We start from the raw sequence: 22,155 nt of genomic DNA on the forward strand, positions 1-22,155 counted from the left end.
CCCCGGCGGTCGAGTGCGAATCAGAATAATGGTCCAGACTGTGCGGAATGCATTACGCTAGCGCAATTTTTTTGCCCGCCCCCCGTTGGAGACAGTCGCCCATGCCCGTACATGAGATCCGCCACCCCCTCATCCGCCACAAACTGGGCCTGATGCGCCGTGCCGATATCAGCACCAAGAACTTCCGCGAACTGGCCCAGGAAGTCGGCGCCCTGCTGACCTACGAGGCGACCAAGGACCTGCCCCTGGAACAGTACGAAATCCCCGGATGGGCCGGCCCGGTGACGGTGGAGAAGATCTCCGGGAAGAAGATCACCGTGGTGCCGATCCTGCGCGCCGGCATCGGCATGCTCGACGGCGTGCTCAGCCTGATTCCCGGCGCCAAGGTCAGCGCGGTCGGCGTCGCCCGCAACGAAGAGACCCTGGAAGCACGCACCTACCTGGAAAAACTGGCGCCGGACATCGCCGAGCGACGCTCGCTGATCATCGACCCGATGCTCGCCACCGGTGGCTCGATGGTCGCCACCATCGACCTGCTGAAGAAGGCCGGCAGCAAGGAAATCCGCGCCATGGTGCTGGTCGCCGCCCCCGAGGGCATCGAGGCGGTACGCCAGGCCCACCCGGACGTGATCATCTATACCGCCTCGATCGACGAGAAGCTCGACGAGAACGGCTACATCATTCCGGGCCTGGGCGACGCCGGCGACAAGATCTTCGGTACCAAGCAGAAGGAAGCCTGAACATGGGCGATGCCTTCCAGGAGCCGCTCTGGCGCCAGGTGCTGTCAGGCGCGCAGATGCTGTTCGTCGCCTTCGGCGCGCTGGTGCTGATGCCGCTGATCACCGGTCTGGATCCCAACGTCGCGCTGTTCACCGCCGGCCTCGGGACCCTGCTGTTCCAATTGGTGACCGGGCGCCAGGTACCGGTGTTCCTCGCCTCCAGCTTCGCCTTCATCACCCCGATCATCCTCGCCAAGGGCCAGTTCGGCCTGGCCGCGACCATGGGCGGGGTAGTCGCCGCCGGCTTCGTCTACACCTTCATGGGCCTGGCGGTGAAGATCAAGGGCACCGGCTTCATCGATAAACTGCTGCCGCCGGTGGTGATAGGCCCGGTGATCATCTCGATCGGCCTGGCGATGGCGCCGATCGCGGCGAACATGGCGATGGGCAAGGCCGGCGACGGCAGCGAGTTGCTGCCGTACCGCACCGCGATGATGATCTCGATGCCGGCGCTGCTCACCACCCTGGTGGTGGCGGTATTCGGCAAGGGTATCTTCCGCCTGGTGCCAATCATCGCCGGCGTGCTGGTCGGCTTCGCCCTGTCGTTCGTCTTCGGCGTGGTCGACACCGCCGCGATCGTCGCCGCACCCTGGCTGGAACTGCCGAAATTCACCGCGCCGGAATTCAACTGGCAGGCGATCCTGTTCATCGTCCCGGTGGCCCTGGCCCCGGCCATCGAGCATATCGGCGGGGTCATCGCGGTGGGCGGCGTCACCGGCCAGGACTACCTGAAGAAGCCCGGCCTGCACCGCACTCTCCTCGGCGACGGCCTGGCCACCTCGGCTGCCGGCCTGTTCGGCGGACCGCCCAACACCACCTACGCGGAAGTCACCGGCGCAGTGATGCTGACCAAGAACTACAACCCGAAGATCATGACCTGGGCGGCGGTGATCGCCATCACCCTGGCCTTCGTCGGCAAGTTCGGCGCGATCCTGCAAAGCATCCCGGTACCGGTGATGGGCGGCATCCTCTGCCTGCTGTTCGGCACCATCGCCTCGGTCGGCATGAACACCCTGATCCGGCACAAGGTCGATCTCTCGGAAGCGCGCAACCTGGTGATCGTCTCGGTGACCCTGGTGTTCGGCATCGGCGGCGTGCTGATCGGCAGCGGTACCGGCCCCGACGACATCGGCCTGAAGGGCATCGCCCTGTGCGCCATCGTCGCCATCGTCCTCAACCTGTTGCTGCCGGGCAACGACGGCTGGCAGAACAAGGCGCTCGACGAACAACACAAGGACTCACACTGAAAACAACGGACGGAACACTTCGCTGTTCCGTCCATTTTCCACCCGCCACGTTATTTTCAAAAGCATGTAGCCAATCGCTTACTACTTTGTAATTAAACTTCCCTGTATTTTCCAAACAATCACGTCACCTAACTGGCAGAGGCTTATTCGCGCTGCTATATAGCCAGTCAAGCATGACTGGCGAGCCGCTCTGCGCCGCACCCGGCGCGTCGCCAGCCATGAACTTCGAGTTTGGCGGATATATAAGGCCGATCATTTAAAGTCGTGGGAACTTTATTTATCCGCCAACATCGTCCTGCGTCACCGACATTCGTTATCGACAGGAAGTTAGAGATGAATAAACGCACTCCGGCAGTCTTGTTGTTCTGTGCCTGCGCCAGCCTGCTGGGCACCGCCCAGGCCGCCGGTACGCTGATCGGCCAGGTCGGCGTGCAGATGGTCATCGGTGCCGGCTGCACCATCATCAACGGCAGCGTCAGCGGCGGTATCAACCAGTGGGGAACCCTGGACTTCGGCAGCCATTCCGACCTTACCAACGTGGTCGACGCGCAGACCGTCGGCACCAGCGGCAATATCCAGATCCAGTGCAGCACCGGCCTGACCCCGAGCCTGACGGTGAACGCAGGCCTGCACGCCAGCGGCGGCCAGCGCTACATGCAGAACACCACCACCACCAGCAGCACCATCGCCTACAACATCTATTCGGACGCCGCGCGCAGCGCGCTGATCCAGGCCAACACACCGGTGGACATCTCCTCGGTCTCCACCGGCACCGCGGTCAACATCCCCCTCTATGGCCGCGTGGTGCCCACCGGACAAAGCACGCCCACGCCGACGGCGGGGACCTACACCGACACCCTGCTGGTCACCATCGCCTGGTAAGACGCGCCGCCAGGCGCGGCGCCGGGCAGCATGGTCCTGGGGGGACCGATGAGCCTGAACCGCTACTTCACCGGAGGACTGCTCTGCCTGCTCGGCTGCAACCCGGCAAACGCGCAGACCGCCACCATCGTCCTGAGCGCCACGCTGCTCCCGGCCTGCGAGGCAGGTAGCGTCGGCAGCGGCGGCGCGATCACCTTCGGCACCCTCGACTTCGGCCAGTACGCCTCCCTGAACAACGCCATCAGCGCCACCAGCCAGCAAGGCGCAGGCTCCATCCGGGTCAAGTGCGCCAGCGGCCAGACCTATGCGATCACGCTCGACGGCGGGCTCTACGGCAGCGTCGCCACGCGGCGCATGGCGAACATCGCCAACACCGCCCTCACCCTGACCTACAACCTGTACAGCGACCGCCCCGGCGGCATCGTCTGGGACAACACCACCGGCGTTGCCGCCACCGGCAACGGCAACGACCAGTGGTACCCCATCTACGGCCTGGTGCCGGTACAGACCACGCCGGTCGCCGGGACCTACCGCGACACCGTCAACGTGACCATCAGCTGGTGATGCCGATGTCCAGCCGGCATCTACTCCTGTCGCTTCTCCTGCTCCCGCTGCCGAGCCTGGTCGCGCATGCCGATCCATCGCCGATCAGCCGCGCCTTCCAGGTCGAGGCGGTGGTCGCCAACGGCTGCGCCTTCGGCACCGCCATCAGCGACAACGCCTATGACCTCGGCACCCTGAGCTTCGGCACCCTCGGCAACCTGGCCAGTCCGGTTAACGTCGCCAGCAGCTCCGGGGCCGGCTCCATCGTCCTGACCTGCACTCCGGGAATGACCGTCTCCGTCGCCCTCGACTACGGGGTCAATGGCGGCAGCAGCAGCCAGCGCTACCTGAAGCGGGTGAGCGGTAACGAGACCCTCGCCTACCAGCTCTACCAGGATGCCGCCTACTCCCAGGTCTGGGGCAACGGGGCACTCGCGCGGACCATCGCCAACTTTCCCGCCAGCACCCAGACCTACACGGTATACGCACGCCTGTTCGCGGTCGGCAGCCTGCCGTCCGCCGGCAACTACCGCGATACCGTCACCGTCACCCTTTCGTTCTGAGCCGTCATGGAGGATCACATGCCCAGTCCACACCTACCTCTCCGCCCCGGCCGCTGGCTTGCGGCGCTGCTGGCGCTGTTCCTGGGCGGCCCGGCACAAGCCGCCAGTGCGGTGCTGATCTGGCCGATCAACCCGGCCATCGAAGCCGACCAACCGGCCACGGCGCTGTGGCTGGAGAATCGCGGCAAGCAACCTGTGACCCTGCAGGTGCGCGTGCTCGGCTGGTCCCAGGCGGATTTCCAGGACGTCTATCGCAACCAGCAGGCAGTGATTCCCAGCCCGCCCTTCGTCAAGGTCGAGCCGAGCCGCCGGCAGCTGGTCCGGCTGATCCGCCAGGGCGGCCAGCCCAGCACGCCGGAGGAAGCCTATCGGGTGCTGATCGACGAAGTGCCCGACGGCGACGCGGGGCAGACGCAACGAAGCCCCGGTCTCGCCCTGCAGTTCCAGATGCGCTATTCGGTACCGCTGTTCGTCAGCGCCGACGGCGTCTGGACCCAGCCCCGCAGCGATGTCGAGCGCGACCCGGCCGACGCGACCCGGCCGAAGCTGGCCTGGCGGCTGGTCGAGGAACAGGGCAAGCGTTACCTGCAGGTGCGCAACGAGGGTAGCGTGCACGCCCGCCTCAGCCATGTCCGCTGGGAGGGCAACGGCCGCAGCCTGGCGCTGCTGGACGGCCTGCTCGGCTACGTGCTGCCCGGCCGGCAGATGCGCTGGCCGCTGCCGCCGGGGCTGCTGCCGGACGCCGGCATGACCCTGAAACTGCAACTGGCGGACAACGACGCGCCGATCAGCGTTCCCGGGTACTGAGGCGGACGTCGGTCCCGTGCCTCGCCCGTGTCAGCGGCGCTCTCGCCGCCACCGCTCGCTACTGATCGGCCTGGCGCTGCTCTCCCCTGTCCATGCGGCGGACTACCTGGCCGGACTGCCGCCGCCGCAACCCGCTCCGTCCGGCGGCGGCAACGTCCTCTACTACCTGGAACTGGTGATCAACGGCCGCGACAGCGGCCAGGTGGTGCCGGTCAACGCCGCCGATGGCCATTACCTGCTCGACGCCGCGGCCCTGCGCGAAGCCGGCGTGCGCCTGCCTGGCAACCCCGCCGGACAGGTCGCGGTGGACGCCCTGCCCGAGGTCCGGGCGGACTATGACAGCGCCAGCCAGCAACTGCACCTGCAAGTGCCGCCGGACTGGCTGCCGGAGCAGCGCTTCGACGATCCCGGACTGGTCGCCCGCGCCCCGGCGCGCAGCAGCCTCGGCGCGCTGTTCAACTACGACCTGTACTACTCGGACCCCGCCGACGGCGCCACGCCCTGGCTTTCCGCGCTGCTCGAGCAACGCCTGTTCGACGGCTTCGGGGTGATCTCCAACACCGGCGTCTACACCCGCTATTTCGGCGACGCCGACAACCTCGACAGCCGCTACCTGCGCTACGACACCTACTGGCTGTACAACGACGAACGCAACATGCACAGCTACCAACTGGGCGACTACGTCAACGGCGCGCTGAACTGGACCACCCCGGTACGCATGGGCGGCTTTCGCTTCGCCCGCAACTTCGGCGTACGTCCGGACCTGGTCACCTATCCGCTGCTGCGCTTCGACGGCCAGGCCGCCGTACCCAGCACCGTCGACCTGTTCATCAACGGCTACAAGGCCAGCAGCGCCGACCTGCAGCCCGGTCCCTTCGCCATCAGCAACGTGCCGTACATCAACGGAGCCGGCGAAGCCACGGTGGTGACCACCGACGCCCAGGGCCGACAAGTGGTGACCAGCCTGCCGTTCTACGTATCCAACACCCTGCTGGCGCGCGGCCTGAGCGATTTCGACCTGTCCGTCGGGCGCCTGCGCGACGACTACGGCCTGCGCAACTTCTCCTATGCCGACAACGCCGCCAGCGGCATCTACCGCTACGGCGTCAGCGACCGCCTGACCCTCTCCACCCACGCCGAGGCCGCCAGCGACCTGCGCCTGCTCGGCATCGGCGGCGACATCGCCGTGGCCACCTTCGGCACCCTCAGCCTGGCGGCCAGCGGCAGCGACGGCCAGGGCGACAGCGGCCAGCAATACCTGCTCGGCTACTCCTACTATTCGCGACGGCTCGGCCTCAGCCTGCAACACATCGAGCGCAGCGCCGGCTATGGCGACCTCGGCACCCTGGACGGCGAGTACCAGTTGAGCCGGCGCACCGACCAGGCTACCGCCAGCCTGACCTTCGACGAGCAGGGCACCATCGGTACCGGCTACTTCGACATCCGCGCCCGCGACGGCAGCCGCACGCGCCTGGCCAACCTCTCCTACAGCCGCCCGATCGGCAGCCGCAGCAGCTTCTACCTGGCGCTGAACAAGGATCTCGACGGCGACGGCTACAGCGCGCTGATGCAACTGGTGATTCCCTTCGACATCAACGGCCTGCTGAACATCGGCGTCACCCGCGACAGCGACCGACGCTACAGCGAGCGGGTGATCTGGAGCCGCTCCACGCCGAGCCAGGGCGGCCTCGGCTGGAACCTCGGCTATGGCGGCGGCGCCAGCCGCTACCAGCAGGCCGACCTGACCTGGCGCATGCAGAACGTGCAACTGCAGGGCGGCCTTTATGGCGAGACCGGCAACTACACGCGCTGGGCCGATCTCAGCGGCTCGCTGGTATGGATGGACAACGCCGTGTTCGCCAGCAACCGGATCAACGACGCCTTCGTCCTGGTCAGCACCAAGGGTTATCCACAGGTGCCGATCCGCTACGAGAACCAACTGATGGGCAGCACCGACGACAACGGCCACCTGCTGGTGCCCTGGGTCGCGGCCTACTACCCGGCGAAGTTCCAGATCGAGCCGCTGGACCTTCCGGCCAACGTCAGCGCGCCCGAAGTCGAGCAGCGCGTGGCGGTACGCCAGGGCAGCGGCCTGCTGCTGGACTTCCCGATCCGTGCCGTAGTCGCCGCCAGCATCAGCCTGGTGGACGAGCGCGGCGAACCGCTGCCGCTGGGCAGCCAGGCCGAAGAAACCGGCAGCGGCCAGCGCGCCAGCGTCGGCTGGGACGGCCAGGTCTATTTCGAAGGATTGCAAAGCGACAACCAGCTACGCGTGGTCCGCCCCGACGGCCGGGCCTGCCAAGCACGCTTCCGCCTGGACACGCGCAAACCCACCGTCAGCCAGGTCGGCCCGCTGACCTGCTCGGCCCCGATCGGAGATACGCCATGAGCCGCCACTCCACGTCCGCCTGCCTGCTCGGCTTCGCTACGCTCTGCGCCAGCCCGTTGCTGCTCGCCGCCTGCACCACCAGCTCCGGCACCGGCAATTTCGGCAGCCTGAGCTCGTTCACCGTGGCCAGCACCGCCCAGACCATCACCGGCACCACCGGCTTCAAGTGCACCGGCAGCCTGTTGTCGATCCTCAGCACCAACACCATCGACGCGACCATCGCCAGCACCGCCAATCCGCTGGGCACCACGCCGCGGCTGTACAACGCCGCCAGCGGCACCTACCTGCCCTACAGTATCTGCAAGGACAACGGCTGCGGCACCGTCTACAACGTCGGCTCGACGGTACGCTGGAGCAGCACCACCTTCCTCGGCATCCTCGGCCTGTTCAACGCCACCGACGGCAGCCTGCCGCTGTACCTGCGCACCGCCACCGGGGTGACCCTGCCGGCCGGCACCTATACCGATACCATCGGCCTGAACTGGGCCTGGCACCTGTGCGCGGCGGGCATCGGCCCAGTCTGCGTATACGACGACGGCACCGCCAGCAGCAGCGTCAACGTTACCCTGACGGTGCTCAAGGACTGCTTCATCGACAGCGCTCCGGACCTCAGCTTCGGCAGCGCCGCGCTGGTCTCGGCCTTCACCGCGGTGAACCAGAACATTGGCGTGCGCTGCACCCTGAACGCCACCTATACCATCGGCTTCGACAACGGCAACAACTTCAGCGGCGGCTGGCGGCGAATGCTCAGCGGCGCCAACGCGATCCAGTACAACCTCTACAAACCGGGAGACTCGACGGTCTGGACCACCAGCAACACCCAGGCAGGCACCGGTAGCGGCGCCGCGCAGAACGTGCCGTACCGGGCCATCGTCAACCCGGCCCAGGGCAACGTCCCCGCCGGTACCTACAGCGATACCGTGCGGGTGATCCTCACCTACTGAGTCAGGCCGGCTGCCGGGACGCCTTCCAATCCTCGCCGCCCTCGCCTTCCCGTCGCAGGCTCCAGTCCTTCAGGTGCTCCAGGCTGGCGCGATAGGGCTTGAGGCCGATCCCCAGCAGGACCACCGCACCAAGCACCGCGGCCAGGGTCACCAGCAGCAGCGAGTAGCGCAGCGCCATGTCGTCGGCGAAGACGAAATCGGTGACCAGCGCCACCGCCGTCGGGCCCACGCCGAGACCGAACAGGGTGACCACGAACAGGTAGATCGCCGAGGCCTGGCCGCGCATCGAGTTGGGCATGATCTCCTGGATCGCCGCCGGGGCCACGCCGAACGGCATGCTCAGGAAGAACACCGTCGGCGCCATCAGCGCCGCCGCCCAATTGGCGTTGTCCAGCAGCGGATAGACCAGGGTGAAGGGAATCACCGCCCAGGCGGCGAGCAGCCCGACGCGCATGTTCGCGTCGCTGCGCCCGCGCTTCGCCCAGTAGTCGGCCAGGCGCCCGCCGAAGACGATGCCGAGACAGCCGAACACCGCGACGATGCTGCCGTAGACCACCCCGACATGACCGGCGTCCCAGCCGTGGGTGCGGACGAAGAAGGTCGGCACCCAGGCGCCGCTGCCGTAGCCGGCAAAGGACAGGCAGGCGAAACCGAAATTGTGGCAGAGCACGGTCTTGCGGTTGGCCCGCAGGTAGGCGCCGACCTCGCCCAGCGGCACCGCCACGCCTGCGCCGACTCCGCGCCGGGCCGGCTCGCGGATCGCCAGCAGCAACAGGCAGAAGAGCACGCCGGCGGCGCCGAGGATGAGGAAGATCAATTGCCACGGGCGCACCTCGCCGAACAGCGGCAGGTGCACGTCGCCCTGGGCCGAGGCGAACTTGATCACCAGCCCGCCGAGCAGGAAGGCCAGCCCCGAGCCCAGGTAGATGCCCATCGAGTAGACGCTGATCGCCGTCGCCCGACGCTCGCGCGGGAAGCTGTCGGCGATCAGCGAATAGGCCGCTGGCGACAGCGCCGCCTCGCCGACCCCGACGCCGACCCGGAAGGTGAGGAACTGCCAATAGCTGCGCGCCAGGCCGCAGGCCGCGGTCATCGCGCTCCACACCAGCACGCCGAACAGGATCAGTCCGCGCCGGCTGCGGTTGTCGGCCATGCGTCCGAGCGGGATACCGCAAAGGGTGTAGAACAGGGCGAAGGACAAGCCCATCAGCAGGCTCATTTCCGTATCGCTGATGGCCAGGTCGCGACGGATCGGGCCGACCAGCAGGTTGAGGATCTGCCGGTCGATGAAGGACAGCACATAGGCGACCATGAGGATCGCCACCGTGGTCCAGGCCGCAAGGTTGGAGGGATAGCCGTTATTGTTGTTATGCATGCCGAACTCCTGGACGCCGCCGAAGCGGCGGATGCGAAGGGAGGGGTCGACAGGCAGGATAAGCCGGCAACATCCGGGCTTATACCCAGGGCGAGGGACTATAGAACTGCTGAATGCGGGAAGCGGGTTCCGGCGAATGACCGCCAGGTCATTCGCCGCCGCATGCGCTCAGAGCCTGTCCAGCATCTCGCGAGCTGGAGTTGGAGCAGGACAGGACTGAAACCCTGCTTTCAAAGCCGTCACACCGCGACGCGCAGCGGATCCATGAACAGGCTCTCAGAGCGCCCTGGCCAGGCGCCCGCTCATGTCGGCCAGGGCGCCGACCCAGGCGGGGTGGTCGTTGAGGCAGGGAATCAGCACCAGGTCCTCGCCGCCGGCACTGATGAACTGCTCGCGGCCGCGCATGCCGATTTCCTCCAGGGTCTCGATGCAGTCGGCAACGAACGCCGGACACATCACCAGCAGGCGCTTCACCCCGCGCTGCACCAGTTCGTCGAGCTTGGCGTCGGTATAGGGCTCGATCCACTTGGCGCGCCCCAGGCGCGACTGGAACGACACCGACCAGCGCCCCTGCTCCAGGCCGGCGCGCTCGGCGAAGGCCTCGGCGGTGCGCAGGCACTGGCTGCGGTAGCAGAGGGCGAGGGCTTCGGGGCTGACGTTGCGGCTGTTCTCGGCCAGCAGGTCGTGGGCAGGATCCTTCACCAGCTTGCGGATGTGCCGCTCGGGCAAGCCATGGAAGCTCAGCAACAGATGGTCGTGGGGCTGCTGCAGGTACGGACGCACGCTTTCCACCAGGGCATCGAGGTAGACCGGCTGGTCGTAGAACGGCGGCAGCGTGCTGACCTCCAGGCCCAGGCGATGGGCGGCGATCACCCGGCGCACCTCCTGTTCGGCGGTGGTCGTGGTGCTGTCGGCGAACTGCGGATACAGCGGCGCCAGGGTCACCCGCCGGATACCGCGGCGCGCCAGGTCGAGCAGGACCTTCTCGATGGCCGGCTGGCCGTAGCGCATCGCCAGTTCCACCGGCCCATGCGGCCAGTGCGGCTTCATCGCCTCCTGCAGGCGACGACTGAGGACGATCAGTGGCGACCCTTCGTCCCACCAGATCGAGCTGTAGGCGTGCGCCGATTCGGCCGGACGCTTGATCAGGATCAGCGACACCAGCAGGCGCCGCAGCGGCCAGGGCAGGTCGACCACGTAGGGATCCATGAGGAACTGGTCGAGATAGCGGCGGACATCCTCCACCCGGGTCGAATCCGGGGAGCCCAGGTTGAGCAACAGCAGGGCATTCTCGGTCATGCCTGATCCTTTCGTCGGGCGGCCAGGACATCGGCCAGCGCCACGTCCAGGTCGGTGAATTGAAAACGGTAGCCGGCGTCCTGCAAGCGTTGCGGCAAGGCTCGCTGGCCGCCGAGCAGCAATCCGGACATTTCTCCCAGCCCGAGGCGCAGGACGAACCCGGGGGTCGGTATCCGCGCCGGCTTGTGCAGCGCCCGGCCCAGGGCCTTGGCGAAATCGCGGTTGCGCGCCGGGTTGGGAGCGCACGCATTATAGGGACCGCTGGCATCGGTCCGCCGCAAAAGAAAATCGATCAGCTCGATTTGATCCTCGATATGAATCCACGGCATCCATTGCCGGCCGTCACCCAGCGGTCCGCCCAGGCCGAGCCGGTAGAGCGGCAACAGGCGCCCGAGGAAGCCGCCCTCGGGGGCCAGCACCAGGCCGGTGCGCAACAGCACGACACGGGTGCCGAGCTTCTCCGCCTCGCGGGCGATCTGCTCCCAGGCTAGGCATAGCTCGCTGGCGAAATCCTCGCCGGCCGCCGCCCCCTCCTCGGTCACCGGGCGCTCGCCGCTGTCGCCATACCAACCCACCGCAGAACCCGATAACAGAAGGTCCGGGCGCTGCTCGCGAGCGTCCAGCCATTCCACCAGGCGCTCGGTAAGGCGTACCCGGCTTTCCCACAGCAGGGCCTTGCGCTTGTGACTCCAGGGTTTGTCCGCGATCGGCTCGCCGGCCAGGTTGACCACCGCGTCGAGCGGCTGGTCGCCGTACTCGTCGAAACGATCGATGCCGCGCACGCCGACGCCGCACAGCGATTCCACCTGCTGCGGCCGCCGGCTGAACACGGTCAGCCGGTGCCCGGCCTGTCGCCAGCGGGCGCACAGGCGGCGACCCATCAGGCCGGTACCGCCGGTCAAGAGAATGTGCATGGCTGTCTCCTCGTTTTGCCTGCGTGCCCTTTCAGTCTGGACCCTGGACATCGATCTGCCCGATGACCGTGCATCCTTCCCCCATTCCGGCGTTATCCTGTGGATGGAAGATCCGTCGGCTCCGGCCGGGGAACCCTGGCGTCGTTTTCGACTCAGCCAAGGAACAGGGCTTGCATCGCACTGGTGCCTTAGTGAACGGCGCCAGCCGTCTATTCTTCAGATAACTCGGTTGATACTTCCGAACGGAACGTCTGAAGGTTCGACAGGCCAGGAAGCGAGCCGTGCGCCGCAAGCGCGCCATCGGCGCGATGCAAGGTGCGCCTCGAAGCACGCACAATACTGTACATTAAATCAAGCTTGTACAAGAAACCTGATTCGCCTGTCCAGACGCTACACAACCAGAGAGGCATGTCATGAGCGTCCCCATCGCCATCATCGGTACTGGCATCGCCGGGCTTTCCGCCGCCCACGCATTGAGATCCGCCGGCCAGACCGTACAACTGTTCGACAAGGGCCACGGCAGCGGCGGCCGCATGGCCAGCAAGCGCAGCGAGGCCGGCACGCTGGACCTCGGCGCGCAATACTTCACCGCCCGCGACCGGCGCTTCCTCGACGCCTTGCAACACTGGCGCGAGGAAGGCTGGGTGGACGAGTGGAAACCCGCTCTCTACCAATACCGCGACGGCCAGCTGAGCCCCTCCCCGGACGAGCAGCCACGCTGGGTCGGCATCCCGCGGATGAGTGCGATCACCCGCGCCCTGCTCACCGATCTGCAAGTGGTCTTCTCCTGCCGCATCACCGAGGTCTTCCGCGGCAAGCAGCACTGGCACCTGCAGGACTCCGAGGGACAGAACCACGGTCCGTTCAACCAGGTCCTGATCGCCATCCCCGCTCCCCAGGCCACGCCGCTGCTGGCCAGCGTGCCGAAACTGGCGGCCACCGCCGCGAGCGTGGTCATGGAGCCGACCTGGGCGGTGGCGCTGGGCTTCCGCGAGGTACTCGACACCCCGGTGCAGGGCTGCTTCGTGCACGACAGTCCGATCGCCTGGCTGGCCTGCAATCGCAGCAAGCCGGGGCGCGACACCACCCTCGACACCTGGGTGCTGCACGCCACCAGCCAGTGGAGCCGGCAGCACATCGACATGGCCAAGGAGGACGTGGTCGAGCACCTGCGCTGCGCCTTCGCCGAAGTGATCGGCTGCGCCGTACCGGAAGCCGCCTTCAGCATCGCCCACCGCTGGCTCTATGCACGCCCGGCGGAGGCCCACCAGTGGGGCGCCCTCGGCGATCCCGACCTGGGCATCTACGCCTGCGGCGACTGGTGCTCCAGCGGCCGCGTCGAAGGCGCCTGGCTCAGCGGCCAGGAAGCCGCGCGGCGCCTGCTGGAACATCTCTGAGGGGATCGGGCCGTCGCCTGGCGGCCCGATGTGACAAAAAAATACCTATACAAATACATTGACCTGTACAAGATAAGTTCTAGGATGTGTCGTATGACCGCCTGGCTGTCGAGCTGCGCGCGAACCTCCTTTCCCCTTGGGAGACGACACCGATGCACGAATCTCACCCTTCCCTGACGCCCCGACTCGGCATCAGCGCCTGCCTGCTCGGCGAACCGGTGCGCTTCAACGGCGGCCACAAGCGATCCGCGCTTTGCGAGGAACTGGCGCGGCACGTCGAGTTCGTCTCCTTCTGCCCGGAACAGGCCATCGGCCTGGGCACGCCGCGCCCGGCGATTCGCCTGGAAGGCACTCCGGAAGCCGCCGAGGCGCGGAGCCGCGACGGCCTGGCGGTCGGCGGAGCGCTCGCCGAATATGCGCGGCGGGTGGCGCAACGGGCGGATACGCTGGACGGTTTCATCTTCATGCAACGCTCGCCGTCCTGCGGGCTGCAACGGGTCAAGGTCTATCCAGAAGGCGGCGGCGCGCCGCGCGCCGAAGGCCGTGGACGCTTCGCCGCAGCCCTTTGCGAAGCCTTGCCGGAGCTACCGGTGGAAGAAGAAGGCCGGCTGCACGATCCGGTCCTGCGGGAGAACTTCCTCACCCGCGTGTATGCCCATGCCCACTGGCAGGCCCTGCGCCAGCGCGGCCTCAGCCATTCGGCCATCGTCGCCTTCCATAGCCGCTACAAGTACCAGTTGCTGGCCCATTCGCCGGAGCACTACCGCAGCCTCGGCCGCCTGCTCGGCGAAGCCGGCCACTACCAGCCGGAAGCCCTCGGCACTCGCTACTTCGGCGAGCTGATGCAGGGCTTGCGCCGCTGCGCGACCCGCGGCAGCCATGGCAACGTGTTGCTGCACCTGAGCGGCTACCTGAAACGCGACCTCGCAACCGAAGACAGGCGTGAATTGCGCGAGCTGATCGAGCAATACCGGCATGGCAGCGTGCCGCTGGTGGTACCGCTGACCCTGCTAAAGCACCACTTCCGTCGCCACCCGCATGCATACATCGCCCAGCAGGCCTACCTGCAACCGCACCCGACCGAACTCGGCCTGCGCAACGCGCTCTAGGATTTCCCGATGAACTCGCCCCACCTCGAACGCGGCGGCCTGCCGATCCGCGAAGTCACTCGTCTGACCGGCGTCCATCCGGTCACCCTGCGCGCCTGGGAGCGCCGCTATGGCCTGGTGGTGCCGCAACGCACCGGCAAGGGGCACCGGCTCTACAGCGAAGAGCAGGTCGAGCGCATCCGCCGGATACTCGTCTGGCTCGAGCGTGGCGTCGCCATCAGCCAGGTGCGCGCGCTGCTGGAGCGTCCGGAGGAAACCCCGGCGGCGGATGTCGAATCCCCCTGGGAACGCCTGCACGAACAGCTGCTGGACGCCATCGCCGCGCTGGCCGAGCGACGCCTCGACGATCTGTTCAACCAGGCCGCGTCGCTCTATCCGGTAGCGACCCTCTGCGAAAAGCTTCTGCAACCCTTGCTGCAGCACCTCGAACGACGCTGGCAGGGACAGTTCGGCGCGCGCATGGAGCGGGCCTTCTTCTTCTCCTGGTTGCGCAGCAAGCTGGGCGCCCGCCTTTATCACCAGCAACGGCTGCAACAGGGCGCGCCGCTGCTGCTGGTCAACCAGTCCGAGCTGTCGCTGGAACCGAACCTCTGGCTGTGCAGTTGGTTGCTCGGCAGCGGCGAGGTGCCGCTACAGGTCTTCGACTGGCCGCTGCCACCGGCCGAACTGGCCCTGGCCTGCGAACGCCTGGAAGCTCGCGGCGTGTTGCTGTACGCCAGTCATCGCCTCAATCCGGAGCACCTGCCGCGCCTGCTGGCAGGGGTGAGCTGCCCGGTGGTGCTGGTCGGACCGGCCGTGGAGATCCAGCGCGAAGCCTTCGAAACCCTGGCGCTAACTGGCCTGCTGCTGGCGAGCACGCCCCTGGAAGCCCGCCGCCTGCTCGGCGAACGAGGTCTGTTGAACCCATGAACGGACTTCCGATGAACCTGATCTGGTTTCGCTGCGACCTGCGAACCACCGATAACAGCGCGCTCCTCGCCGCCGCCGATGGGCGCCCTTGCGTGGCTCTCTACCTGCTCAGCCCGGCGCAGTGGCGGGAACACGACGATGCGCCCTGCAAGGTCGACTTCTGGCTGCGCAACCTGGGCGAGCTGCAACGCCAGCTCGCCGCGCTGAACATCCCGCTGCTGGTGCGCGACTGCGGCCACTGGCGGCAAGCCCCGGAAGTCATCGGCCGGCTCTGTCGGGAGCTGGGAGTCGGCGCGGTACACGTCAACCAGGAATACGGGGTGAACGAGGAACGCCGCGACCAGGCCGTCGGCCAACGCCTGCGTGAACAGGGCGTGGCCTTCCACAGCCACCTCGACCAGCTGTTCTTCGCCCCCGGCTCGGTGCTGACCCGAACTGGCGGCTATTTCCAGGTGTTCAGCCAGTTCCGCAAGGTCTGCCACGAACGGCTGTACCAGGCCCTGCCGGGTGTCCGCCCGCGTCCGCAGCCCCAGCCACCGCACGCGCTGGCCAGCGACCCGCTGCCGGATGCCGTGCCCGCCTTCCCGCGGCCGGCCGATAGCTTGCGCCGCCTCTGGCCGGCAGGCGAAGAGGTAGCGCAGGAACGCCTGCGCGACTTCGCCGACCAGCATCTGGCCGACTACCATGAACGGCGCGACTTCCCGGCGCTTCCCGGCACCAGCCAACTGTCGCCCTACCTGGCCGCCGGCGTACTCTCGCCCAGGCAATGCCTGGACGCCGCGCTGGTTGCCAACCGCGGCGAGTTCAGCGGCGGCCAGCAAGGCGCCGCGACCTGGATCAACGAGCTGCTCTGGCGCGAGTTCTACAAGCACATCCTGGTCGGCTACCCCCGGGTCTCTCGGCACCGCCCCTTCCGCGAGGAGACCGAAGCCCTGCGCTGGCGCCAGGCCCCGGCGGAACTCGAAGCCTGGCAACAGGGGCGCACCGGCATACCGATCATCGACGCGGCAATGCGCCAGTTGCTCGCCACCGGCTGGATGCACAATCGCCTGCGGATGGTGGTAGCGATGTTCCTCAGCAAGAACCTGCTGATCGACTGGCGCGAAGGCGAACGCTGGTTCATGCGCCACCTCATCGACGGTGACCTGGCGGCGAACAACGGCGGCTGGCAGTGGAGCGCATCCACCGGCACCGACGCGGTCCCCTACTTCCGCCTGTTCAATCCGCTCTCGCAGTCCGAACGCTTCGATCCACGCGGCGAGTTCATCCGCCACTGGCTGCCGGAACTGGCCGGCCTGGAGCGCAAGGCGATCCACGATCCGTCCAGCCTGGGGCTGTTCGCCGGGGTCGACTATCCACGGCCGATGGTCGACCTGAAGGCCAGCCGCGAACGGGCGCTGGCGGCTTTCCGCAACCTGCCGCCGCGCGATGGTCGCGCGTAGGGCGCGTCAGCGAGCTATCGCCTCCCGCCAAATGGCTCGCTCTTTCCATAGGGCGGTGCGGCGTGGCGGAAGAATCGCAGGCATGAAAAAGCCGGGATGAACCCGGCTTTTTTCGCCCGTGCCGACTAGATCGGGATCTTGTAGAACAGGCTGTAGGACTCGATACCGTCGTTCGGCTGTTTCAGGCCGGCGTTGGAATAGTGGATCGCCCGAACGCCGACCGACTGGCCGTTGGCGAACTTCAGGCCGGCGCCGATGCGGTCTTCGAAGTTCAGGGAGGAACCCAGGTTCTGGTCGCCGACACGGGTGCCGGAGAACGCCGCCACGCCGATACCGGCCTCGATGAATGGCTTGATCGAGTCGCCGGCGAACTCGTAGACGAATACCGGAGCGAACGACAGCGAATGCTTGCCGGCGCCTTCATCGCCACCTTCCCAATAGGTGTAGCCCGCATCCCAGTAGCCGGTCAGGCGCCCGGTGGAGGTCTGCCACCAGCTCTTGTCCCAATCCCAGCTCAGGCCCAGGCGATAGGTCATGCCCGACTGGCCGGTCGCACCGACGGCGGCCGAGACGTCCGCCGCCTGGGCGGACGCCACGTGGACGGAGGAAAGTGCGGCCAGAACGGCCAGCGGAAGTAGTTTCTTCATTGAAACGTCCTTTTCGAAAGTTGCATGAAAGCCCCCGCATTCAAGCTGCGCATTATAAGAGCGCACTTACTAAAGCAGATACTAGACCAAACGCTTTAGTTCAAAAAATCGCTGACACGTCTGCCAGGAACGACTAAACGACTAATTTTCCTACGCTTTCCGGGCTTCCCCAGAGGATCGGCAGGATCCTTTCCATCTCCTCCGGCAGCGCGCTGGTCCAGAAACGCGGCGTCGCGGCCTGGCCAGAGGCCAGTAGCGCCCGCGCCGACAATACGCGCTCCAGCTGCCGGGCGACAGCCGCTCCCGTATCGATCACCGCCATCTCCGCCGGGATCAGCTCGGCCAGCAGGGGTTTGACGAAGGGATAATGAGTACAGCCGAGGATCAGCGTATCGCAGCCCTGTTCGAGGATGGGCGCCAGCAGGCGTTCCAGCAGTGCCCGGGTTTGCGGCCCATAGAGATCGCCGGCTTCGATGCGCTCGACCAGCCCCGGGCAGGGCTGGGTGAAGACCTGTACGTCGCTGGCGAAGCGGTCGAGCAAGGCGGCGAAACGCGCGCTCTTCAGAGTTCCGGTGGTGGCCAGGACGCCGACCCGACCGTTGCGGGTGGCCGCCGCGGCCGGCTTCACCGCAGGCTCCATGGCCACCAGCGGCACCTGCGGATAACGTTCGCGCAATTCCGCCGCAGCCGCAGCCGTCGCGGTATTGCAGGCCAGTACCAGAGCCTTGGCGCCCTGCTCCAGAAGGAAATCACCGATCCGCTCGCAGCGTTCGCGGATGTACTCCGCGCTCTTCTCGCCGTAGGGCACATGGGCGTTGTCGGCGACGTAGAGCAACGATTCGGATGGCAGGCGCGCGCGAATCTCACGCAATACGCTGAGCCCGCCGACCCCGGAATCGAAAACGCCGACCGCGGCCGACTCAACCGCCATGGCGTTGCCCGCAGACGGCACAGGAAGGATCGCGACGCACCCGCAATTCGCGGAAGCGCGTGCCGAGGGCGTCCACCAGCAGCAGGCGGCCCACCAGCGGTTCGCCGAAACCGGCCAGCAGCTTGAGCGCCTCCAGCGCCTGCAGGCTACCGACCAGCCCCACCAGCGGACCGATCACGCCGGCCTCGCTGCAGGTCAGCTCGGCCTCGCTGCCGTGCCCGTAGAGGCAGTGGTAGCAGGGGCTTTCGTCGCGGCGGGTATCGAATACCGAAAGCTGGCCCTCGAGACGGATCGCCGCGCCGCTGACCAGGGGTTTGCCGGCGCGCACGCAGGCGACGTTGACCGCCTCGCGGGTGGCGAAGTTGTCGGTGCAGTCGAGCACCAGGTCGACCGCCGCCACGGCGGCATCGAGGGAGTCCTTGTCCAGCGCGGCGCTATGGCTGACCAGGCGGATCTGCGGATTCAGCGCGCCCAGCCGGCGCATCGCCGACTCCACCTTGCCGACACCGACGCTGGTGCCATCGTGGATGACCTGCCGTTGCAGGTTGGTCAGGTCGACCGTATCGAAATCCGCCAGGTGCAGCTCGCCGACCCCGGCCGCGGCCAGGTACAGCGCCACCGGCGAACCCAGGCCGCCAAGACCGACGATCAGTGCGCGGCTGCGCTTCAGGCGCAGCTGGCCCTCGACGTCGACCTGCGCCAGCAGGATCTGGCGACTGTAGCGCAGCAGTTCCTCGTCGCTCAGCATGCCCATTGTCCGAGAGTGATCCGCTCGTTGCCGCCGAGGTCGCGCAACGTATGTACCCCGGCGAAGCCGCGGGCGCCGAGCAGTTCGCGCACCGCCGCCCCTTGATCATAGCCGTGCTCGAGCAGCAACCAGCCTTCGTCCAGCAAATGCTGCGGCGCCTGGGCGACGATCTGGCGGATATCGTCGAGGCCATCGCTACCCGCGACCAGCGCGCTCTTCGGCTCGAAACGCACGTCGCCCTCGCTCAGGTGCGGATCGCTGGCAGGGATATACGGCGGATTGCCGACGATCATCCGGAAGCGTCGGCCATCGAGAGCGGAGAACCAGTGGCTGCGGCGCACCTCGACGTTCTCCAGGAGCAACCGCTGGCGATTGCGCTCGGCCAGCGCCACGGCCTCTTCCACGCGGTCCACCGCAGTCACCGTCCACAGCGGCCGTTCGCTGGCCAGGGCCAGGGCGATGGCGCCGGTGCCGGTGCCCAGGTCGAGCACCGTAGCGGTATCCGCCGCGAGGGTCGCCAGCGCGGTTTCCACCAGCAGTTCGGTGTCCGGGCGCGGGATCAGTGTGTGTGGCGCGACCTCCAGGTCCAGGCTCCAGAAGCCCTGGTGGCCAAGTATGTAGGCCACCGGCTCGCCGTTGCGCCGACGGGCGATCCAGTCGTCGAACCGCTCGTTGGCCTCGCGCGGCACGATGCGCTCCGGCCAGGTACGCAGGAAGCTGCGCGGCTTGCCCATCGCCGCCGCCAGCAGCAACTCGGTGTCGAGCCGGGCGCTGGGCGAATCGGGCAGTTGGGAATCCTTGAGAAGGGTACAGATAGTGGTCATGTCAGTCGCCCAGGGCCGCCAGTTGATCGGCCTGGTATTCCTGCAGCAGCGGCTCGATCACCTGTTCCACCGCGCCCTCCATCACCTCGCCCAGGGAGTACAGGGTGAGGTTGATGCGATGGTCGGTGACCCGCCCTTGCGGGAAGTTGTAGGTACGGATGCGCTCCGAGCGGTCGCCCGAGCCCACCAGCAGCTTGCGCGTGCTGGCGATCGCCTGCTGCGCCGCGGCCTGCTGCTGGTCGTTGAGCTTGGCCGCCAGCCAGGCCATGGCCTTGGCGCGGTTCTTGTGCTGCGAGCGCTCTTCCTGGCACTCGACCACGATGCCGCTGGGAATGTGGGTGATGCGCACCGCCGAGTCGGTCTTGTTGACGTGCTGGCCGCCGGCACCGGAGGAACGGTAGGTGTCCACCCGCAGGTCGGCCGGGTTGATCTCGATCGCTGCCTGCTCGTCCGGCTCCGGCAGCACCGCGACGGTGCAGGCGGAAGTGTGGATCCGGCCCTGGGATTCGGTTTCCGGCACCCGCTGCACGCGGTGCGCGCCGGACTCGAACTTGAGCTTGGCGTAGACGTTGTCGCCCTCGACCCGGGCAATCACTTCCTTGTAGCCACCGTGCTCGCCCTCGTTCTCCGACAGCGTCTCGACCCGCCAGCCCTGGCGCTCGGCGTAGCGCGAATACATGCGGAACAGGTCGCCGGAGAAGATCGCCGCCTCGTCGCCACCGGTGCCGGCACGGATTTCCAGAAACACGTTGCGGCTGTCGTTGGGATCCTTCGGCAGCAGCATGCGCTGCAGGCTGTCGCCGAGGGCGGCGAGGCGGCCGCGCGCTTCGGCGACCTCCTCCTCGGCGAGGTCGCGCAACTCCGGGTCGCTGTCCTTGAGCAACGCCTGGGCGCCCTCGAGGTCGGCCTGCACCTTGCGGTAGTCGCGGAACGCCAGGATCACCGGTTCGACCTCGGCGTACTCGCGGGAATAGGCGCGGAAGCGGGTCTGGTCACTGATCACCTCGGCGTCGCCGAGCAGCGCCGTCAGTTCTTCGTAGCGATCGCTGAGGACATCCAGCTTTTTCAGCAGAGAAGCTTTCATGCAGGCATAGGTACCGGTCAGTGGCGCGGCGCGCCCTCGTCGAGGGCGAACAGCTCCTGGGCCAGGGCCAGCGCGTCGATGCGGCCCTCGGCGGACATTTTCTTCATCTGCACGCTGGGCGCGTGCAGCAGTTTGTTGGTCAGGCCGCGGGCCAGCTGGGCCATCACCTCGGCGGGGTCGGCACCGTTGGCCAGTTGCCGCTGGGCCTTGCCCAGCTCCTCATCGCGCAGGCGCTCGGCCTGCTGCCGATAGGCGCGCAGCACGTCCACCGCAGCCAGTTCGCGCAGGCGCTGCATGAACTCGGCGACGCCGCTGCCGACCAGTTCCTCGGCGGCCTGGGCAGCGCCCTGGCGGCTCTTGAGATTCTCCGCCACTACTTCGTGGAGGTCGTCGACGCTATAGAGGTAGACGTCGTCCAGTTCGCCGACTTCCGGCTCGATGTCGCGCGGCACGGCGATGTCGACCATGAACATCGGCTTGTGCTTGCGCTGCTTCAGCGCGCGCTCCACGGCGCCCTTGCCGAGGATCGGCAACTGGCTGGCAGTGGAGCTGATGACGATATCGCTGTTGGCCAACTCCTCGGGTATCTCCGAAAGCAGCACCGCATGGGCGCCGAACTGCTCGGCGAGCAGGCTGGCGCGCTCCAGGGTGCGGTTGGCCACCACGATGCGCTTCACGCCTTGCTCGAACAGGTGGCGCGCGACCAGGGTGATGGTCTCGCCGGCGCCGATCAGCAGCGCCTGGCTGCGGTGCAGGTCGCTGAAGATCTGCTTGGCCAGGCTCACCGCGGCGAACGCCACGGACACCGGGTTCTCGCCGATGGCGGTATCGGTGCGGACGGTCTTCGCCGTACTGAAGGTGGCCTGGAACAGGCGGCCGAGCAGCGGACCGACGGTGCCGGCCTCGCGCGCGACGGCGTAGGCCGACTTCATCTGGCCGAGGATCTGCGGCTCGCCGAGGACCATCGAGTCGAGGCCGGAGGCCACGCGCATCATGTGGCGCACCGCGTCTTCGTCCTGGTGCACATAGGCACAGGCGCGCAACTCGTCGAGAGTCAGGCGATGGTAGTCCGCCAGCCAGGCGAGCACGTCGTCCGCGGTCGGATGGTCGATCTCCAGGTAGAGTTCGCTCCGGTTGCAGGTCGACAGGATGGCCGCCTCGCGGCTGGTGGTCAGGCGGCAGAGCTGCTGCAGCGCCTCGACCATCTGTTCCGGAGTGAAAGCCACGCGCTCGCGGACAGCCACCGAGGCGGTCTTGTGATTGATGCCGAGGGCAATGAAGGCCATGCAGGATCGCTGAGCTAATCGGGGAAACGCGCAATT

Annotated in this window: 21 protein-coding genes; 12 read left to right on the forward strand and 9 right to left on the reverse strand. The window is 67.1% G+C overall.

The window, feature by feature from the left end:
• The first annotated feature begins 101 nt into the window (after window positions 1–101).
• From upp to LE197_RS22695, 8 genes are all read left to right on the forward strand, one after another.
• Window positions 102–740, forward strand: a complete 639-nt coding sequence (gene upp / locus LE197_RS22660; protein ID WP_016562364.1) for a uracil phosphoribosyltransferase — start codon at window positions 102–104, stop codon at window positions 738–740.
• Between the two features lie 2 nt (window positions 741–742).
• Complete coding sequence (locus LE197_RS22665; RefSeq protein ID WP_003094970.1) at window positions 743–2,026, forward strand: uracil-xanthine permease family protein; 1,284 nt, start codon at window positions 743–745, stop codon at window positions 2,024–2,026.
• A 333-nt stretch (window positions 2,027–2,359) separates the two neighbouring features.
• Window positions 2,360–2,908 carry a spore coat U domain-containing protein gene (locus LE197_RS22670; RefSeq protein WP_003117437.1) on the forward strand — a complete coding sequence of 183 codons (549 nt, stop codon included), beginning with the start codon at window positions 2,360–2,362 and terminating at the stop codon, window positions 2,906–2,908.
• 30 nt (window positions 2,909–2,938) lie between these two features.
• Window positions 2,939–3,472, forward strand: a complete 534-nt coding sequence (locus tag LE197_RS22675) for a spore coat U domain-containing protein (RefSeq protein ID WP_023108786.1) — start codon at window positions 2,939–2,941, stop codon at window positions 3,470–3,472.
• Entirely contained in the window at window positions 3,472–4,014 is a 543-nt protein-coding gene (locus tag LE197_RS22680) for a spore coat U domain-containing protein (RefSeq protein ID WP_009316220.1), read from the forward strand. The genes LE197_RS22675 and LE197_RS22680 overlap by 1 nt, the downstream gene beginning before the upstream one ends.
• Window positions 4,015–4,032: 18 nt before the next feature.
• A complete protein-coding gene (locus LE197_RS22685; RefSeq protein ID WP_023108787.1) occupies window positions 4,033–4,821 on the forward strand; it encodes a molecular chaperone in 789 nt (262 codons plus the stop codon).
• Between the two features lie 16 nt (window positions 4,822–4,837).
• Window positions 4,838–7,210 carry a fimbria/pilus outer membrane usher protein gene (locus LE197_RS22690; protein WP_003114701.1) on the forward strand — a complete coding sequence of 791 codons (2,373 nt, stop codon included), beginning with the start codon at window positions 4,838–4,840 and terminating at the stop codon, window positions 7,208–7,210.
• A complete protein-coding gene (locus LE197_RS22695; RefSeq protein ID WP_003099330.1) occupies window positions 7,207–8,154 on the forward strand; it encodes a spore coat U domain-containing protein in 948 nt (315 codons plus the stop codon). Before LE197_RS22690 ends, LE197_RS22695 begins: the two co-directional genes overlap by 4 nt.
• A 1-nt stretch (window position 8,155) precedes the next feature.
• Here the strand turns inward: LE197_RS22695 and LE197_RS22700 are convergent, their stop codons facing one another.
• From LE197_RS22700 to LE197_RS22710, 3 genes are all read right to left on the reverse strand, one after another.
• Window positions 8,156–9,529, reverse strand: a complete 1,374-nt coding sequence (locus LE197_RS22700) for a spinster family MFS transporter (protein WP_003099328.1) — start codon at window positions 9,527–9,529, stop codon at window positions 8,156–8,158.
• Between the two features lie 276 nt (window positions 9,530–9,805).
• On the reverse strand, window positions 9,806–10,828 hold the full coding sequence (gene hemH / locus LE197_RS22705) for a ferrochelatase (protein WP_023108788.1): 1,023 nt from the start codon (window positions 10,826–10,828) through the stop codon (window positions 9,806–9,808).
• The gene (locus tag LE197_RS22710) at window positions 10,825–11,742 is read right to left on the reverse strand and encodes a TIGR01777 family oxidoreductase (protein ID WP_017002048.1); all 918 of its coding nucleotides are present in this window, start codon (window positions 11,740–11,742) and stop codon (window positions 10,825–10,827) included. Before LE197_RS22710 ends, hemH begins: the two co-directional genes overlap by 4 nt.
• Before the next feature lie 413 nt (window positions 11,743–12,155).
• Between LE197_RS22710 and LE197_RS22715 the strand changes: the two genes are divergently transcribed.
• The 4 genes from LE197_RS22715 (at window position 12,156) to phrB (ending at window position 16,599) form a co-directional block, all read left to right on the forward strand.
• Window positions 12,156–13,139, forward strand: coding sequence for an NAD(P)/FAD-dependent oxidoreductase (locus LE197_RS22715; RefSeq protein ID WP_003457069.1), 984 nt, complete (start codon window positions 12,156–12,158; stop codon window positions 13,137–13,139).
• Between the two features lie 152 nt (window positions 13,140–13,291).
• Window positions 13,292–14,248, forward strand: a complete 957-nt coding sequence (locus LE197_RS22720; protein WP_003099314.1) for a DUF523 and DUF1722 domain-containing protein — start codon at window positions 13,292–13,294, stop codon at window positions 14,246–14,248.
• A gap of 9 nt (window positions 14,249–14,257) precedes the next feature.
• The gene (locus LE197_RS22725) at window positions 14,258–15,157 is read left to right on the forward strand and encodes a MerR family transcriptional regulator (RefSeq protein WP_003094990.1); all 900 of its coding nucleotides are present in this window, start codon (window positions 14,258–14,260) and stop codon (window positions 15,155–15,157) included.
• Window positions 15,154–16,599 carry a deoxyribodipyrimidine photo-lyase gene (gene phrB / locus LE197_RS22730; protein ID WP_003121048.1) on the forward strand — a complete coding sequence of 482 codons (1,446 nt, stop codon included), beginning with the start codon at window positions 15,154–15,156 and terminating at the stop codon, window positions 16,597–16,599. Before LE197_RS22725 ends, phrB begins: the two co-directional genes overlap by 4 nt.
• 125 nt (window positions 16,600–16,724) lie before the next feature.
• On the opposite strand, the gene pagL is transcribed toward phrB, so the two are convergent.
• The 6 genes from pagL to hemA all read right to left on the reverse strand — a co-directional run bounded on the left by pagL (window position 16,725) and on the right by hemA (window position 22,119).
• A complete protein-coding gene (pagL, locus tag LE197_RS22735) occupies window positions 16,725–17,246 on the reverse strand; it encodes a lipid A 3-O-deacylase (RefSeq protein WP_003099307.1) in 522 nt (173 codons plus the stop codon).
• Window positions 17,247–17,379: 133 nt separating this feature from the next.
• Window positions 17,380–18,177, reverse strand: coding sequence for a glutamate racemase (gene murI, locus LE197_RS22740; RefSeq protein ID WP_003099300.1), 798 nt, complete (start codon window positions 18,175–18,177; stop codon window positions 17,380–17,382).
• Entirely contained in the window at window positions 18,167–18,925 is a 759-nt protein-coding gene (locus LE197_RS22745; RefSeq protein ID WP_003099296.1) for a molybdopterin-synthase adenylyltransferase MoeB, read from the reverse strand. The genes murI and LE197_RS22745 overlap by 11 nt, the downstream gene beginning before the upstream one ends.
• A complete protein-coding gene (gene prmC / locus LE197_RS22750) occupies window positions 18,919–19,749 on the reverse strand; it encodes a peptide chain release factor N(5)-glutamine methyltransferase (protein ID WP_003121049.1) in 831 nt (276 codons plus the stop codon). The genes LE197_RS22745 and prmC overlap by 7 nt, the downstream gene beginning before the upstream one ends.
• 1 nt (window position 19,750) lies before the next feature.
• Complete coding sequence (gene prfA / locus LE197_RS22755) at window positions 19,751–20,833, reverse strand: peptide chain release factor 1 (RefSeq protein ID WP_003099290.1); 1,083 nt, start codon at window positions 20,831–20,833, stop codon at window positions 19,751–19,753.
• A 17-nt stretch (window positions 20,834–20,850) separates the two neighbouring features.
• On the reverse strand, window positions 20,851–22,119 hold the full coding sequence (gene hemA / locus LE197_RS22760) for a glutamyl-tRNA reductase (RefSeq protein ID WP_003095001.1): 1,269 nt from the start codon (window positions 22,117–22,119) through the stop codon (window positions 20,851–20,853).
• Between the last annotated feature and the right edge of the window lie 36 nt (window positions 22,120–22,155).

Origin of the sequence: Pseudomonas sp. PS1(2021) (assembly GCF_020405165.1) — a bacterium.
Lineage (GTDB): Bacteria > Pseudomonadota > Gammaproteobacteria > Pseudomonadales > Pseudomonadaceae > Pseudomonas > Pseudomonas aeruginosa.

Coding starts and splice junctions, on each gene's coding strand:
- prmC (WP_003121049.1), bottom strand. CDS start 19,749: ATGACCACTATCTGTACCCTTCTCAAGGATTCCCAACTGCCCGATTCG.
- LE197_RS22685 (WP_023108787.1), top strand. CDS start 4,033: ATGCCCAGTCCACACCTACCTCTCCGCCCCGGCCGCTGGCTTGCGGCG.
- LE197_RS22745 (WP_003099296.1), bottom strand. CDS start 18,925: ATGCTGAGCGACGAGGAACTGCTGCGCTACAGTCGCCAGATCCTGCTG.
- LE197_RS22670 (WP_003117437.1), top strand. CDS start 2,360: ATGAATAAACGCACTCCGGCAGTCTTGTTGTTCTGTGCCTGCGCCAGC.
- upp (WP_016562364.1), top strand. CDS start 102: ATGCCCGTACATGAGATCCGCCACCCCCTCATCCGCCACAAACTGGGC.
- LE197_RS22720 (WP_003099314.1), top strand. CDS start 13,292: ATGCACGAATCTCACCCTTCCCTGACGCCCCGACTCGGCATCAGCGCC.
- LE197_RS22680 (WP_009316220.1), top strand. CDS start 3,472: ATGCCGATGTCCAGCCGGCATCTACTCCTGTCGCTTCTCCTGCTCCCG.
- hemH (WP_023108788.1), bottom strand. CDS start 10,828: ATGACCGAGAATGCCCTGCTGTTGCTCAACCTGGGCTCCCCGGATTCG.
- LE197_RS22695 (WP_003099330.1), top strand. CDS start 7,207: ATGAGCCGCCACTCCACGTCCGCCTGCCTGCTCGGCTTCGCTACGCTC.
- LE197_RS22715 (WP_003457069.1), top strand. CDS start 12,156: ATGAGCGTCCCCATCGCCATCATCGGTACTGGCATCGCCGGGCTTTCC.
- LE197_RS22710 (WP_017002048.1), bottom strand. CDS start 11,742: ATGCACATTCTCTTGACCGGCGGTACCGGCCTGATGGGTCGCCGCCTG.
- LE197_RS22700 (WP_003099328.1), bottom strand. CDS start 9,529: ATGCATAACAACAATAACGGCTATCCCTCCAACCTTGCGGCCTGGACC.
- pagL (WP_003099307.1), bottom strand. CDS start 17,246: ATGAAGAAACTACTTCCGCTGGCCGTTCTGGCCGCACTTTCCTCCGTC.
- LE197_RS22675 (WP_023108786.1), top strand. CDS start 2,939: ATGGTCCTGGGGGGACCGATGAGCCTGAACCGCTACTTCACCGGAGGA.
- LE197_RS22725 (WP_003094990.1), top strand. CDS start 14,258: ATGAACTCGCCCCACCTCGAACGCGGCGGCCTGCCGATCCGCGAAGTC.
- LE197_RS22665 (WP_003094970.1), top strand. CDS start 743: ATGGGCGATGCCTTCCAGGAGCCGCTCTGGCGCCAGGTGCTGTCAGGC.
- murI (WP_003099300.1), bottom strand. CDS start 18,177: ATGGCGGTTGAGTCGGCCGCGGTCGGCGTTTTCGATTCCGGGGTCGGC.
- hemA (WP_003095001.1), bottom strand. CDS start 22,119: ATGGCCTTCATTGCCCTCGGCATCAATCACAAGACCGCCTCGGTGGCT.
- phrB (WP_003121048.1), top strand. CDS start 15,154: ATGAACGGACTTCCGATGAACCTGATCTGGTTTCGCTGCGACCTGCGA.
- prfA (WP_003099290.1), bottom strand. CDS start 20,833: ATGAAAGCTTCTCTGCTGAAAAAGCTGGATGTCCTCAGCGATCGCTAC.